Source organism: Methylobacillus pratensis, from assembly GCF_054072455.1.
In genome coordinates this window covers 337,293-351,965 of the sequence record NZ_JBSUSR010000003.1, presented here as the reverse complement: position 1 = coordinate 351,965, position 14,673 = coordinate 337,293, and the positions used below count along the sequence as shown (strand labels likewise).

Sequence of the window (14,673 nt, the reverse complement as noted above, 5' to 3'; positions counted from 1 at the left end):
ATCTTGATGTGAGCGTAGAAATCCCACTCATCACAGCGACAAACGTAAATGGAGCAAATCAACTCGGCATTCGAGAACAAGGCATAAAATCCAATTAACACGATGATCCCGACTGCCACGAGTTTGAAATCCACAACATCAATCCCTTTGCTCTTGTGCTGGCGTCTTCTTCCGCTTGATGCCCTCTACCACCAGGACATAGAACAGCGGGACAAAGAAGATGGCTAAGAATGTCGCTGTGAGCATGCCTCCCACGACCCCAGTACCAATCGACTGCTGACTACCGCTACTCGGGCCATTGGCAAGCGCCATGGGCAGCACACCAAACAGGAAGGCAATGGACGTCATGATGATGGGGCGTAGCCTCAAGCGAGCAGCCTCAATGGCAGCCTCAACTGCGGTTTTGCCATGGTTGTCTCGCAGCTCTTTGGCAAACTCAACAATCAAAATCGCATTTTTCGCTGCCAGACCCATGGTGGTCAGCAAACCCACCTGGAAGAACACGTCCGCAGATATGCCGCGCAAGAGTGTGGCCGCAACTGCACCTATAATCCCCAACGGCACAACCATCATGACGGCGACTGGAATTGACCAGCTTTCATACAAGGCTGACAGGCACAAGAACACCACCAAGGCTGACAACAGGAAAAGCAGCGTGGTCTGCGATCCAGCCTCACCTTCTTCGTAGGAGAGCCCGGTGTAGGCCAAACCAATACCTGCTGGCATTTCACGCATGATGCGTTCTACAGAGGCAAGCGCTTCCCCAGTACTGACGCCTGGTGCCGGTTGCCCAACGACTTCCACGGAGGGCACACCATTGAATCGCTCAAGCTTGGGCGAGCCATAGATCCAGCGTCCGGTGGCGATAGCCGAGAACGGCACCATCTGGCCACTGTTACTGCGCACAAACCACTTATTAAAGTCTTCAGGGGCAATGCGGGAGCTGTTGATACCCTGGATGTACACCTTCTTCACCCGACCACGATCAATGAAGTCGTTGACATAGGCAGAGCCCCAAGCGACCGACATGGTTTGATTCACTTCAGCAAGACTGACCTGCTGGGCTCTGGCTCGCTCCTCATCAATCACAATCTCATACTGGGGTTCGTCATCCAGGCCATTGGGACGTACAAGTGCAAGCTTTGAATCCTGGGAAGCCAACTGCAAGAACTTGTTCCGCGCTTCCATCAGTACTTCATGCCCCAAGCCAGCCTGGTCTTGCAGGAAAATATCGAAGCCGGACGAGTTGCCTAACTCAATGATGGAGGGCGGGATGATGGGGATGATGGTGGCATCTTTGATTTTCTTGAAATCTTCGAATGCCCGAATGCCCAATGCCTGCACCTTTTTGCTCGCTTCTTTACGATCTGCGAAGTCAAAGAACTCAATAAAGGCAATCCCTGAGTTCTGGCCATTGCCTGCGAAATTGAAGCCTCGAACCGTGAACACAGTTTTGACCATGTCGCCTTCCTTGGTCATCAAGTGTTCGCGCACCTGAGCCAGCACCGCCTCTGTACGCTCGGCGCTCGAGTTAGGCGGGAGCGTGACCTGAATCATCATCACCCCTTGATCTTCATCAGGTAGGAATCCACTGGGTAGCTTGGTAAGTAACAGCCCCAAGCCACCTACGATTGCCAGGTAAATCACGAAGACCATGCTGCGGCGTTTAAGTGTGGTTTTAACCACGCCCTGATAGCCATTACTGCCACGCTCAAACACACGGTTGAACCATGCGAACGGTGCCCATACATGACCTGATCCGTGGTTGGCCTTGAGCAAGGTTGCACACAACATGGGGGTGAAGAAAATCGCGACCAGTACCGAGAACGCCATGGCAGCAACGATAGTGATTGAGAACTGGCGATAGATCACCCCGGTAGAACCCGAGATGAAGGCCATGGGTAGGAAGACCGCGCTGATCACCAGACCAATACTGATCAAGGCACCCTGAATTTGATCCATGGATTTACGGGCAGCTTCTTTCGGGCTTAGTCCTTCCTCCGTCATCAGCCGCTCGACATTCTCGACTACGACAATCGCATCATCGACCAAGAGGCCGATGGCCAAGACCATGGCAAACATGGTGATCAAATTGATGCTGTAACCGAATGCATACAATACGGCCATGGTGCCAAGCATCACGACAGGCACAGCAATCGTCGGAATGATCGTTGCCCGGAAGTTTTGCAGGAATACAAACATCACGATGAAGACCAGGGCAATGGCCTCAATCAGCGTATGAATGATGGCCTCAATCGATGCCGTGACCTTGGGCGCAGTTTCATACGGGTAGTAGATCTTGACCCCCGCAGGCAGGAATGACTCCAGATTGGAAATGGTTTTGTGGACTGCAGCAGCAGTCTCCAGGGTATTAGCCCCCGTCGCCAGGCGTATCGCCAAACCCGCAGCAGGTTTGCCATCAAACTTACCGGCAACCGAGAAGTTCTGACTGCCCAACCCCACCTCAGCAATGTCCTTGAGCCTGACTTGTGAGCCATCCGCATTGACCTTGACCAGAATCTCATTAAATTCTTCAGCCGTCTTCATGCGCACCTTGCCGACAATCGTGGCATTAAGCTGAACACCTTTTGCTGTCGGCAAGCCACCGAGTTGTCCCATGGAGACTTGGACGTTTTGCTGCTCAACCGCAGAAATCACATCGCTTGGGGTCAGATTGAAGTTGTACAGCTTGGCTGGATCCAACCAAATTCGCATGGCATAAGGTGAACCAAATACCGTGAAGTCACCAACGCCCTTGGTTCTGACGATAGGATCCTGGAGATAGGAGCCAACGTAGTTGCCAAGATCGGTATCATCCCAACGGCCATCTTCTGACACCAGGACAGCGACCATCATAAAGTTGACTGAGAACTTGGCGACACGTATCCCTTGGCGCTGCACTTCTTCGGGCAGTAAGGGGGTCGCAAGTTGCAGTTTGTTTTGCACTTGAACCTGGGCTATGTCCGGGTTCGTTCCTTGGTCAAAAGTGACCGTGATATTCATGCTGCCGTCGGAGCTGCTGGTTGAAGAGATATACCGCAATCCATCCAAGCCATTCAGCTGCTGCTCAATCACCTGTACCACAGTATCCTGCACTGTTTGCGCAGAAGCACCAGGATAGGTTACGGTAATCGCAATGGCAGGCGCAGCCACATCAGGGTAGTGATTTACCGGCAACCTGAATACTGACAATACACCCGCCAGCATAATGAGGATCGCCACTACCCAAGCAAAGACAGGACGATCAATAAAGAATCTAGACATGGATCGTTCCTCGCTTACTCAGCAGCACTGACATTGAATGACTGCACGGGCTTCAGATTGCTTGCTGTTTCTGCCTTGACCTTAACGCCATCCCTAGCCAGTTGAAGCCCCTCGGTCACCACTTGCTCACCAGCTGCCACCCCGGAATTCACAAGCCAATAGTTACCCATCGTCCTATCTGTCTCAATGATGCGCTCGTGTACAACACCTTCCGCATCCACCACCATCACGGTTGCCTGGCCACGGTAATTTCTGGCAACGGCTTGTTGGGGAACCAGTGTGGCCTTGCTGGCAATACCTTCTTGCAGATGGGCATGTACAAACATGCCTGGGAGGAGCTTCTTATCAGGATTCGGGAAGGTGGCACGAAGGATGACGGAGCCTGTTTCCTCATCAACAGTTACCTCCGAGAAATGCAGTGTGCCTTGCAATGGATATTGCGAGCCATCTTCCAAGGTCAGCGTCACGGCCGCTTGCTGCTTACCGGCACTCTTTAGTTTTCCTGCCTCCATGGCACTTCTCAGCCTAAGAATGTCATTCATGGATTGGGTAACATCGACATATATAGGATCCAGTTGCTGCACCACAGCCAGCGCCTGGGTTTGGCCATTGGTGACTAGCGCTCCTTCTGTGATCGCAGATCGGCCAATTCGGCCAGAAATGGGGGAAAGTACCTTGGTGTACTGGAGATTGATTTTGGCAGTCTCCAGATCAGCGATTGCCAGGCGTTTCGATGCCAATGCATCGTCTAGCTGCTGCTTACTAATGGATTGTGAGTTTTCCAGTTGCTGGTACCGAGTTGCTAATCGCTCCGAGTTATAGAGACTGGCTTCAGCGCGATCAAAGGCTGCCTGATAGATGGCAGGATCAATTTGATATAGCTGCTGGCCTTGCTTGACCTCAAGACCCTCGACGAAGAGGCGCTTTTGCACCACGCCATTCACCTGTGGCCTCACCTCAGCAATCCGGTAAGGGCGAGTCCGTCCTGGCAGATCCGCTGCCTTTGCGACTTCCTCTTCTTGCACAACATAAACACCTACCGCTGGCGGTCCAGCATCAACAACAGCAGCCTCCTGCTTACATCCCACTAGGAGCCAACCGCACAACGCAATCAGGACGGGTTTAATCGTATTACTGGATTCAAGGATGCTCATTCATTCACCTGGTTAAATATCGTTATGTGGTACAATGTACCATTAAACGATACATTAAAACAATAGGTCTTTAAGCTTGAATCCAGGTTGAGAGGTACAATGCATCACGATAAAACAAAGAAGGCAGAGCCTATGAAGGCCGACACACACGGTATCCAGGTCATTTCCAGGGCATCCTTGATACTCCGCATCCTGGCAAAAAATCCTTTAGGTCTTAGCCTGGGTAAAATTGCCGAGATCGCTGACTTGCCTCGCTCGACGGTGCAGCGAATTGTGAAGGCGCTTGAAGAGGAAGAGCTGATCACCATGCTGGAGAGTGGCCGGGGCTTCAAGCTAGGGATGGCCTTTGGCCAACTGATGCATGAGACTCAAATCGACATCATTTCGGTGATGCGACCCCACCTTGAATCGCTGGGCAGCGATGTCAATGAAACCGTCGTGCTCTCCTCAATTTCCACTCAGCAATCCAATGTGATTGATCGTATTGCTGCCGAAAGGGAGTTGAGAGTTGTGCCCACATTAGGCGCAGTTCACACGCTCTACACCACAGTGGACGGCAAGCTACTGCTCGCCAATCTGACTGATGAAGAGGTAGTGCAGCGAATCGGTAGTGAATACCCAAAGCTCACGAAGAGGACCAAGGGACTTAATGACTTGTTGAAAGACCTAGCTCAAATACGTAAACAAGGTTTTGCGATTGACCGGGATGAGAACGTGCTTGGTATCAGTGCCGTGGCTGTTGCCATTGATACATTCCTAGGGCGATATGCGGTGGCCATCGTGACCCCTAGTTGCAGGTTTGATGATGCGCTGGAGGACTTCAAAGCAAAGCTTATCACCCTGAGAGAGCGCATCCTGCTTGAGATGGGAAGGTTGAGCTAAACCTGCTTTCCAATCCGATATAAACAATGCTGGCTTAACCAGTTATCGCTACTGACTGCGGGGTGAGCAAACGTATGCTCATCCCGCTTCATGCCAATTCGCTGCATCACGGCTTCCGATTTGGTGTTGTGGACAGATGTGAACGCAACAACTTCTTCCAACTCGATATCCCGGAACGCAACTTCAAGGGCTGCGATAGCACCTTCGGTTGCATAGCCATTTCCCCAATGCTCTTTGCCCAAGCGCCAGCCAATTTCAACACAGGGTGCGAACGGCAAAGGCGCTGTCGGGATGTGTAAACCGATCATCCCAACAAACGCTTTTGATTGCAGGCTTTCCACCGCCCAAAGCCCCCAACCTCTCTCATCAATGAGTGTCTGGCAGCGCCTCGCCATGGTATTACTTTGCTCTTGGGTTAAAGGCGCAGGAAAAAACTGGGTTACCTCTGGGTCTGCATTTAATGCAGCAAAAGGAGCCAGGTCTTTATCCTGCCATTGTCGCAAGTGCAGTCTGGTGGTTCGAATTGAAACTGGGAAAGGAAATGTTTTCATAGGGTATCTGAATGCTTGTGTTGGCTTCACGCTACAGGCTGATTGATCACAACGAGCTTGTCCTGCCGACGTCCCAGCCAAAGACTATTGATCAGCCAGGCGACGGACAAGGGTACTGCGATCAACATGGGAGACACGCCTCCCAGGGAGGACACGCCAGCGTATGTCCAGGCACCGACCTGATCCCCCAGCCGGTACAGCGTGGTATCAATCACGTTCTTGGCCTTATATCTATCTTCTCTTGGGATCACTGTAAAAAGGATCTCCCTGATAGGCCGTGAAATCGCAAAGTTACCTGCGCGTCGAAGGGTATACATCACCATGATCATGCCTATCGTTGGCGACAATGCCAGCGCGAGGAAGCCAATTACACTGGCTGCTGGCAACAGTGCCAGAGAAGGGCCCACACCGATCTTGTTCAAGATTCGACTGGTCAAGAATAGCTGCCCGCACAGTGTCAGTACGTTGACGGCCAGGTCAACACTGGCAAAAAACGCGGTCTGTGCACCACGATCAGGGAAATACTTGGCCGCTATATTGATCTGCTCGAAGTACAGGAAAGTGGAAGTCACCGAGAACAGGATCATGAAGATCCCAATGTTGATGAGATATGGCGAACTCAATAAGTGTGTGACTCCAGCCCAGACACTGCCGCCAATCACCTTGGACGAATCCTTTGCCTGAGGAGCATGACTCAAGCTTGGTGTGGTGAGTACGAGCTGCCTCATTGCCAACAGTGCAAGCTCAAGGAGGATGCCTGCCAGAATTAACAGAGCTGAAGTTGGGACTTTCTGGGCTAGCAGCGCTGTCACTGCAGATCCTGAAATAGCTCCCAATGTTGCCCCTGCCGCGATGAGACCGAACAGCCGCTTGCCCTGAGCATTAGTGAACACATCAACGATAGTTGTCCAGAAGATCGAGACGACAAAGAGATTAAATACAGACAACCATACGTAAAAAACTCGACCCACCCAGACTGATGTTGCTTCATCGGCAAAGTAAAATGCCGCAGCGAACATCAGAATATTGAGGGTGAAAAAACGATAGGTCAGCGGTACAAATCGCGCTCTGGGCAGGGTTTTAACCGCCCAAGCAAATGGAATATTTAAAGCAAGCATGGCGACCAAAGTTGCGGAGAACAACCATGGCAGATTATCCAGGCCACCTGCAGCGCCGACCTGGTCTCTGACTGGGCGCAATACGTAATAACTTGCCAGGATTGCGAAGATATAAGCCCACGACCATACCAACGGCCGCCACTCATCTGGACTTACCTTCAAGAGCCCCCTGATTCTGGCGGCTCCCAGGGATAAGGCCTTGGACAGGCTCACTTGTGGAGCCCAAGGGTCTTGGCAAGCTCAGGTGCAGTTTGCACATGACCAAAACCACTTGTACCCATAGCAAATTTATCAGCATCCTTCAGACTGCCTACTACCAGAGGATCGAATCCAGCGGATGTGATAAGGGACTTCACAACTTCAAGGGCCTCTTTATCATCACCGGCGATGGGGATAGCGATTCGAGGATTTTTACCAGCATTGTCTGTAAAGATACGATTATTGGCTGCATTGAATGCGCGAACGATGCGGGCCCCAGGGAAATACTTGGCCGTAGTTACGCCAATGCCTTTTTCCTGAGTCTCTGCATAGAGAGAGCTGCGGTTCGCATTCCCAGCATCAATGATGATCTTGCCCTTCAATGCTGCCGAATAATCACGCCCGACCTGGGGGTAGGCCTCGTAGGGAATAGCCAGTAAGACAACATCCCCAAAGGCGATGGCTTCATCAACAGAACCAGATTTGGCCTTGGGGCCTAGACGATCCACCAATGATTTCAGGGCCTGCGGATCTCTTGAGGAAAAAAGTACTTCATGGCCAGACTTCACCCATAGCGCTCCAACAGCGCCACCTAGATTACCGGCTCCAATCGTGCCGATTTTGATGGCAGTTGTGTTATCTGCAGCAAATGCGTTAGCAAACGGGAGAAGTACGATTGCGCTCAACAAACCTGCGACTTTGAAGACTTCTCTACGTGACCAGATTTTCATTGCATTACTCCTTTGGGCAACTAGGTTTTGATATAACAGCGAGCCTGGTGAGGATGGTATCAATCAGCAGTTTCAACCACAGTACAATACACTGAATCGCCAATCAATACATAATGGAAATTTCCCATTCTACGTTGAACTGAACTTTTGAGCGCTATGAGGATGGGATACGACATTAAGTGACATCACTGCCGCGTAGGAGTTTTAAAGCATCTGCGACGAGCAGAAAAGAAAACAGGGGCGATTGCCCCTGTGGTGTGTCATTCAACTGTCAACGCAGCGCTTGTTGCACTTGGCTTAATTCAAAACGGCCCGCAACACTCCGGTGGCGATGATGCCAATGACAACTGTAGGCAGCAATGGCAATGTCATTGCCGAGACAAACGTAATGGCCAGGGCTATCAAGTCCGCCGGATGGCGGTGTAAGATATTTTGTGTTAACGGTCATTTGGCAGAAATCCGCCGCCACCTAGTGTGGAGTAATAATGACGGCAGAAATCAGCCATCCCTCATGTAGGAATTTGAAAGAAATAATTTAGACTTCCTTATTTACTCATCCAAGAGATTGGATGAATTTGATCAACTTCATGATCTGCATACAAATCGAACCAGCCCAATACTTAGATCAGCATCTAAGGCAGAGTTAATTCATTACATGATAAGTAGTCATAGCTTTACTCGTCGGGAAATTACTCGGCTTCATAGACTTCCTATCTTCATGCACGGAACCAATAGTTTTATCCAATTACGGGATCCATTACTTCCAACAAACCTTGCTTATTTGCTTTTTGTTTTGCTTTTTGTCTGTGTCGGTATCTGGATAGGATGGATAGTGTATGCGGCTCCACTCAATTCCCATACGGTCTCAACTTCAGCAATAGCAGGCATCGTTTTCGGGTATGCATTCTCTCTAATATCTGATTTCTCAGTAAGACACATGCAAATAGTGCACAAACTTAAATCATTAGAACCAGCATTCAATTGAAGCAACCGTCCCTAGAAGTTGGGTCCCACCTGCTGAGCCTGCAAGATCAATGGGCTTCCGTCACTTGCACAGCGTTAGGCAACGATAGCAAACCTAACTGCCTACATACTGTAATCCTATGATGCTTAACTCGATCTTAAGTTAAATTGCATTAATCTCGACTTAAGCTGCAATAATCTCAAGTTAAGTTGCAAACGACAAAAAAATTTCAAAATCCACCCTTGAAAAACCACTACATCGTCCCTATCATTAGCACTCAATAGGGTGGAGTGCTAAACCGCCCTAGCAACCAAACTTGTAACAAACCCAATGATCATTTAAAGATTTTAGGAGAGAAACTCATGGCAATTCGCCCATTGCAAGACCGCGTTATCGTGAAACGCCTGGAAGAAGAGCGCAAGACCGCATCCGGGATCGTGATTCCTGACTCCGCAGCTGAAAAACCAGATCAAGGTGAAGTGATTGCTGTTGGTCCTGGCAAGAAGGACGACAACGGCAAGGCGATCGCCCTGGACGTCAAGGTGGGTGACAAGGTGTTGTTCGGCAAATATGCAGGCCAGGCCGTCAAGGTAAACGGCGAAGAAGTGCTGGTGCTGCGCGAAGATGACATTCTGGGTGTTGTGGAAGCCTAATAGCGGCACAACATTAGCTCAAACAAGTTTATTAGGAGATATAAATGGCTGCAAAACAAGTGATTTTCGGCGATGAGGCACGTGCCAAGATCGTTAATGGCGTGAATGTTCTGGCAAACGCCGTCAAGGTGACCCTGGGCCCTAAGGGCCGCAATGTTGTCCTGGAGCGTTCCTTCGGCTCCCCAACCGTCACAAAGGACGGCGTTTCCGTTGCCAAGGAAATCGAGTTGAGCGACAAGCTGGAAAACATGGGTGCGCAACTGGTGAAGGAAGTCGCTTCCAAGACCAATGACAACGCCGGCGACGGCACCACTACCGCTACCGTACTGGCACAAGCCATTGTACGCGAAGGCTTCAAGTACGTAGCTGCCGGCTTCAACCCGACAGATCTCAAGCGCGGTATCGACAAGGCTGTTGCCGAGATCGTGAACGAGATCAAGGCAATCTCCAAGCCAACCACCACCAGCAAGGAAATTGCCCAGGTTGGTTCCATCTCCGCCAACTCCGATGCCGACATCGGCCAGATCATTGCTGACGCGATGGACAAGGTAGGCAAGGAAGGCGTGATCACCGTTGAAGACGGTTCCGGCCTCGAAAACGAGCTGGATGTCGTAGAAGGCATGCAATTCGACCGCGGCTACCTGTCCCCATACTTCATCAACAATCCAGAGCGCCAGATCGCCCTGCTGGAAAACCCGTTCGTTCTGCTCTACGACAAGAAGATCAGCAACATCCGCGATCTGCTGCCGACCCTGGAGCAAGTTGCCAAGGCTGGCCGTCCCCTGCTGATCATCGCGGAAGACGTTGAAGGCGAAGCGTTGGCGACCCTGGTGGTGAACAACATCCGCGGCATCCTGAAGACCGTGGCTGTCAAGGCGCCTGGTTTCGGCGACCGTCGCAAGGCCATGCTGGAAGATATCGCCATCCTGACCGGCGGCAACGTGATTGCTGAAGAAGTCGGCCTGAGCCTGGAAAAAGTGACCCTGGAAGACCTCGGCCAAGCCAAGCGCGTCGAGATCGGCAAGGAAAACACCACCATCATCGACGGCAACGGTACCGAGAGCAACATCAAGGTGCGTATCGACCAGATCAAGAAGCAGATCGAAGAAGCCACCAGCGACTATGATCGTGAAAAACTGCAAGAACGCGTAGCCAAGCTGGCTGGCGGCGTTGCCGTGATCAAGGTCGGTGCCGCCACCGAAACCGAAATGAAGGAAAAGAAGGCTCGCGTTGAAGATGCGTTGCACGCTACACGCGCTGCCGTTGAAGAAGGTATCGTGCCTGGCGGCGGCGTTGCACTGCTGCGCGCCCGCGCTTCCATCAAGGAACTGAAGGGCGAGAACCCGGACCAGGACGCAGGTATCAAGATCGTGTTGCGCGCGATTGAAGAACCGCTGCGCCAGATCGTGGCTAACGCCGGCGACGAGCCATCCGTCGTGGTCAACAAGGTACTGGAAGGTACCGGCAACTACGGTTACAACGCTTCCAACGGCACTTACGGCGACTTGGTTGAGCTGGGCGTTCTCGACCCAGCCAAGGTGACACGTTCCGCCCTGCAGAACGCTGCTTCCGTCGCCTCCCTGATCCTGACTACCGATGCACTGGTAGCCGAACTGCCTAAGGAAGAAGCGCCTATCGCTCCTCATGACGCAGGCGGCATGGGCGGCATGGGCTTCTAAGCCAGTCCTCATCATTGGCTGCTGCAAGGCAGCCTCAAAGCAAAAAGCCCCGGTTCGCCGGGGCTTTTTTATTTGTTCGCGCCGTCAATAGGGATAGATGGTTCCGCTTGCCGTCAATTCGTCATACTTGCCGGTCAGAATATTTATTCCCATATGCGATCAATTAAGCATATACTCGCAAATGATTAGCATTGGTAATTAAAGAATCGCGGGGTTAAATACCCTAGCAAAGCAAGCCCGGAAACGACAGGCAAAAAAAACCCCGATTAAAGGGGAGTAAAATCGGGGTTAAGCATTTAAGCCTCATTGGGATAAGGCTTCCCGCTCAGGGAGGAAAGCGGGAGACGAGTGCGTCGTCTGGAAAATAAGACCGGGCCTTAATCGGATAGTTCATCCAAAGTGCGTTTTTTACATCTGCTTACAATTGCGCACTAAAAGTGCACGCCTGCTTCATTAGCAACACCTGCCTCGGCGGTTCTCTTCAATGCGCTCACCTGCGATAATGCAGGCTATGATGAATTCCACCTTCTCCACTTCTCTGCTCGACGGCCTCAATGAAAAACAACTGGAAGCCGTTACCCTTCCGCACCAGTCCGCGCTGATCCTGGCCGGGGCCGGTAGCGGCAAGACCCGCGTACTCACGACTCGCATCGCCTGGCTAATCCAGACCGGGCAAGTCTCCCCGCACGGCATTCTTTCCGTGACCTTCACCAACAAGGCCGCCAAGGAAATGCTCACCCGCTTGGGCGCCATGCTGCCGATCAACATCCGCGGCATGTGGGCCGGCACTTTCCACGGCTTGTGCAACCGCCTGTTGAGGGCGCACCATCGCGAGGCAGAATTGCCTGCTACATTTCAGATCCTGGATACCGCAGACCAGCTTTCCGCCATCAAGCGCGTCATGAAGGCGATGAATGTCGATGACGAGAAATTCCCGCCCAAGCAGGTGCTGGGCTACATCAACAGCTGCAAGGAAGAAGGCCTGCGCGCCTACGCAGTTGAAGCCTACGACAGCCACTCGCAGCGCATGCGCGAAATCTTCGAGGAATACGACAAGCAGTGCCAGCGCGAAGGCGTGGTGGATTTTGCCGAGCTGCTGCTGCGCTGCTACGAGCTATTGAGCAGGAACAACAGTATCCGCGAACATTACCAGCACCGCTTCAAGTACATTCTGGTGGACGAGTTCCAGGATACCAACCGCCTGCAATACCTGTGGCTGAAACTCCTCGCAGGCGCGGACAACTGCATCTTCGCCGTGGGCGACGACGACCAATCCATCTACGCCTTCCGTGGCGCGCGCGTCGGCAACATGCGCGACTTCGAGCACGACTTCAACGTGCAGAACGTCGTCAAGCTGGAGCAGAACTACCGCTCCCATAGCAATATCCTCGATGCGGCCAACGCCATCATCATGCATAACCGCAACCGCCTGGGCAAGAACCTCTGGACCTCTGCCGGCAAGGGCGAGCCCATCCGCGTATATGAAGGCTACAACGACAAGGACGAGGCCACATTCATCGTCGACGAGATCAAGGCCCTGCACAAGGAAGGCACCGAGCTTAGCCAGATCGCCCTGCTCTACCGCTCCAATGCCCAGTCGCGCATCCTCGAGCACGAGCTGTTTTCCGCAGGCCTGCCTTACCGCGTCTACGGCGGCTTGCGCTTCTTCGAGCGCGCCGAGGTCAAGCATGCGCTCGCCTATCTGCGCCTGATCGCCAGCGGCGACGACGACACCGCCCTACTGCGCGTGATCAACTTCCCGACGCGCGGCATCGGCGCTCGCAGCCTGGAGCAATTGCAGGAACTGGCGCGCCAGCAGGCAAGCAGCCTGTGGCAGGCGGCATGCGCGAAAGCCGGCGACGGCAAGCCTGGCCGCGGCCTGGACGGCTTCGTCGCCCTGGTCAAGCAGATGCAGGAAGAATCCATCGGCCTCACGCTTGCAGAGCAGGTCGAGCTTGCCACCCGGCTTTCCGGCCTGCGCGACCACTATGCGGCGGACAAGGAAGGCGAAGACCGCCTCGCCAACCTGGATGAGCTGGTGAATGCTGCAATTGCTTTCATGAACCAGGACATCGGCATGCAGGTGGACGAGAATGGCGAGGTTGCCATGTCCATCCTCGCGCAATTCCTCGCCCATGCCAGCCTGGAGGCCGGCGAACACCAGGCCGATGTCGGCCGCGACGCGCTGCAGTTGATGACCGTGCATGCCGCCAAGGGCCTGGAATTCAATACCGTTTTCATCAGCGGCCTGGAAGAAGGGCTATTCCCGCACGAGCAGAGCAGTTACGAATCAAACGGCCTGGAGGAAGAACGCCGCCTGATGTACGTGGCCGTGACCCGCGCACGCCAGCGGCTTTATATCAGCTTTGCGCAAAACCGCATGCTGCACGGGCAGGTACGTTATGGCATTCCGTCACGCTTCCTGGATGAAATCCCGGAAGCGCTGGTCAAACGCCTGAACACCGTCTCGAACAAATCCTATGGCGGCGCCAGCCAATACACGGCTGCCGCCGCCCCGGCTCCTCGCCCTCAAGCCAGCATGCCTTGGAAAATCGGCCAGGCCGTGGCCCACAGCAAGTTCGGCCAGGGCGTGGTGGTCAATTACGAAGGCAATGCAAACGACCTGCGCGTGCAGGTCAATTTCGGGCGGGAAGGCTTGAAGTGGCTGGCGCTGGAATACGCCAAGCTGGAAACGCTATAGCAGTTCGACGCGGTCAGGCCGCGGCATCTTGAAGATGTCACGGTTGCTGACGTACTGGAACGCCAGCATGAGGGCGCTGGCGAACAGCATGCAGGCAAACACCAGCACCAGCATCAAGAACCCGCCCATGGCCTTGGAGGCTGCAGACATCATCCCCACCAGCACGCCTGCCAGCGTCATGCTCAACATGATGATCAATGTCACGGACACCCACGTCAGCAGCAAAGGCAGCAGATATTGGATAAACGCGGCCAGACTGGACTTGATGGCGCGCACCACTGAATACTGCTGGAACGCGACCAATGCCGGGGCGAACCAGATCACTAGCACCAGCGGCACCAGCAGCAACATCAACTTGACCAGGATGGGGAAGGACTGTTCCAGCACCTGCTCCGGGCTTTCTTCGCTCCTGGCCAGGGCTTCCAGCTTCATGGCGTCTTCTGCCGTCAGGATATTGATGAGCAGCACGTATGCGACGCAGATGGCGCCCAGGCCCAGCAGCTTCCTGAAACTGGGCTTGATTTCATTGAGCAGGTCGCCCAAGTCGCTGTCGCGGCCGGCATCGGCATCGCGGTAGAAACCTACCGCCAGCGCCAGGAAAGCCGGCAGCAAGAGGAAGGAAACGAATTTCAGGCCTATCAAGCCAGGCAGCATAGCGAAAAAAAACACATGCGCCAGGCCGAGCAGCATCCACTTGCCCGGTTTTTGGCGGAACAAGGCGATTATGTCGCGCACCCACGCGTTCACTTGGCCGAAAATGGTTGGTTTGGCTTGCATG

At 53.1% G+C, this 14,673-nt stretch carries 10 protein-coding genes; 4 read left to right on the top strand and 6 right to left on the bottom strand.

All coding sequences use genetic code 11. From position 1 onward, the window contains the following. Positions 1-138: 138 nt before the first annotated feature. Together ACW4YW_RS09120 and ACW4YW_RS09115 are read right to left on the bottom strand one after the other, a co-directional pair. Positions 139-3,264: an efflux RND transporter permease subunit gene (locus ACW4YW_RS09120; RefSeq protein WP_407994628.1), complete on the bottom strand. Its 3,126-nt coding sequence runs from the start codon at positions 3,262-3,264 to the stop codon at positions 139-141. 14 nt (positions 3,265-3,278) lie between these two features. Then, positions 3,279-4,418 (bottom strand): efflux RND transporter periplasmic adaptor subunit, encoded by a 1,140-nt coding sequence (locus ACW4YW_RS09115; protein ID WP_407994627.1) that lies wholly within the window; start codon positions 4,416-4,418, stop codon positions 3,279-3,281. A gap of 132 nt (positions 4,419-4,550) precedes the next feature. Here ACW4YW_RS09115 and ACW4YW_RS09110 point away from each other — a divergent pair, with 132 nt between their 5' ends. Then, the gene (locus tag ACW4YW_RS09110; protein WP_407994626.1) at positions 4,551-5,300 is read left to right on the top strand and encodes an IclR family transcriptional regulator; all 750 of its coding nucleotides are present in this window, start codon (positions 4,551-4,553) and stop codon (positions 5,298-5,300) included. On the opposite strand, the gene ACW4YW_RS09105 is transcribed toward ACW4YW_RS09110, so the two are convergent. The 3 genes from ACW4YW_RS09105 to ACW4YW_RS09095 are packed head-to-tail and all read right to left on the bottom strand — an operon-like array spanning position 5,297 to position 7,898. Continuing rightward, on the bottom strand, positions 5,297-5,851 hold the full coding sequence (locus tag ACW4YW_RS09105; RefSeq protein ID WP_457137257.1) for a GNAT family N-acetyltransferase: 555 nt from the start codon (positions 5,849-5,851) through the stop codon (positions 5,297-5,299). The two genes, ACW4YW_RS09110 and ACW4YW_RS09105, sit on opposite strands and share 4 nt — an antisense overlap. A 26-nt stretch (positions 5,852-5,877) precedes the next feature. Next, positions 5,878-7,182, bottom strand: a complete 1,305-nt coding sequence (locus ACW4YW_RS09100) for an NTP/NDP exchange transporter (protein WP_407994624.1) — start codon at positions 7,180-7,182, stop codon at positions 5,878-5,880. Further along, positions 7,179-7,898 (bottom strand): NADPH-dependent F420 reductase, encoded by a 720-nt coding sequence (locus ACW4YW_RS09095; RefSeq protein WP_407994623.1) that lies wholly within the window; start codon positions 7,896-7,898, stop codon positions 7,179-7,181. Before ACW4YW_RS09095 ends, ACW4YW_RS09100 begins: the two co-directional genes overlap by 4 nt. A gap of 1,326 nt (positions 7,899-9,224) precedes the next feature. Here ACW4YW_RS09095 and groES point away from each other — a divergent pair. The 3 genes from groES to ACW4YW_RS09080 all read left to right on the top strand — a co-directional run bounded on the left by groES (position 9,225) and on the right by ACW4YW_RS09080 (position 13,895). Then, positions 9,225-9,515, top strand: coding sequence for a co-chaperone GroES (gene groES / locus ACW4YW_RS09090; RefSeq protein WP_309564260.1), 291 nt, complete (start codon positions 9,225-9,227; stop codon positions 9,513-9,515). 44 nt (positions 9,516-9,559) lie between these two features. Continuing rightward, positions 9,560-11,194, top strand: a complete 1,635-nt coding sequence (groL, locus tag ACW4YW_RS09085) for a chaperonin GroEL (protein WP_309564259.1) — start codon at positions 9,560-9,562, stop codon at positions 11,192-11,194. 502 nt (positions 11,195-11,696) lie between these two features. Next, positions 11,697-13,895, top strand: a complete 2,199-nt coding sequence (locus ACW4YW_RS09080; protein ID WP_457137256.1) for a UvrD-helicase domain-containing protein — start codon at positions 11,697-11,699, stop codon at positions 13,893-13,895. Here ACW4YW_RS09080 and ACW4YW_RS09075 read toward each other — a convergent pair. Then, positions 13,890-14,672: a BPSS1780 family membrane protein gene (locus ACW4YW_RS09075; protein WP_407994621.1), complete on the bottom strand. Its 783-nt coding sequence runs from the start codon at positions 14,670-14,672 to the stop codon at positions 13,890-13,892. The two genes, ACW4YW_RS09080 and ACW4YW_RS09075, sit on opposite strands and share 6 nt — an antisense overlap. Position 14,673 lies beyond the last annotated feature (1 nt).

Bases quoted from the DNA above. Each gene is read 5' to 3' on its own strand.
- ACW4YW_RS09120 (WP_407994628.1), bottom strand. From the start codon at position 3,264: ATGTCTAGATTCTTTATTGATCGTCCTGTCTTTGCTTGGGTAGTGGCG.
- ACW4YW_RS09115 (WP_407994627.1), bottom strand. From the start codon at position 4,418: ATGAGCATCCTTGAATCCAGTAATACGATTAAACCCGTCCTGATTGCG.
- ACW4YW_RS09110 (WP_407994626.1), top strand. From the start codon at position 4,551: ATGAAGGCCGACACACACGGTATCCAGGTCATTTCCAGGGCATCCTTG.
- ACW4YW_RS09105 (WP_457137257.1), bottom strand. From the start codon at position 5,851: ATGAAAACATTTCCTTTCCCAGTTTCAATTCGAACCACCAGACTGCAC.
- ACW4YW_RS09095 (WP_407994623.1), bottom strand. From the start codon at position 7,898: ATGAAAATCTGGTCACGTAGAGAAGTCTTCAAAGTCGCAGGTTTGTTG.
- groES (WP_309564260.1), top strand. From the start codon at position 9,225: ATGGCAATTCGCCCATTGCAAGACCGCGTTATCGTGAAACGCCTGGAA.
- groL (WP_309564259.1), top strand. From the start codon at position 9,560: ATGGCTGCAAAACAAGTGATTTTCGGCGATGAGGCACGTGCCAAGATC.
- ACW4YW_RS09080 (WP_457137256.1), top strand. From the start codon at position 11,697: ATGCAGGCTATGATGAATTCCACCTTCTCCACTTCTCTGCTCGACGGC.
- ACW4YW_RS09075 (WP_407994621.1), bottom strand. From the start codon at position 14,672: ATGCAAGCCAAACCAACCATTTTCGGCCAAGTGAACGCGTGGGTGCGC.